This window comes from Georgenia satyanarayanai, from assembly GCF_023715365.1.
In the GTDB taxonomy this organism is placed as follows: Bacteria; Actinomycetota; Actinomycetes; order Actinomycetales; family Actinomycetaceae; genus Oceanitalea; species Oceanitalea satyanarayanai_B.
On sequence record NZ_JAMBNZ010000193.1, the window covers coordinates 1 to 255 of the forward strand.

The 255-nt window shown below is 71.0% G+C and carries 1 protein-coding gene; it reads left to right on the plus strand.

The annotated features are described in order from the left end of the window. Positions 1-255: hypothetical protein (locus M3148_RS17640; protein ID WP_251305999.1), on the plus strand; the 255-nt coding region annotated here is incomplete at both ends.

A 255-nucleotide genomic window follows, 5' to 3' on the forward strand; every position in this document is an offset into this window, starting at 1 on the left:
GCGCAGGAGGAGGACGCGGCCGATGTGTTCCTCCTCGATGCCGGGGACAGGCCGCCACCGTCGACGATCACCGACGAGCAGCCGAGCTTCGAGTCGCGCCAGCCGGTGTCGGCCGAGGCGCTGGCGGCCATGGCGCCCGATGGTCAGCTCCTCGCCGAGCTGGAGGACATCGACCCTGGCGAGGTGGATGAGTACTACCTCGTGGAGATGGCCGCCGGCTACCAGCGCATCGCCGCGTGGGCCACCGCCAAGCTC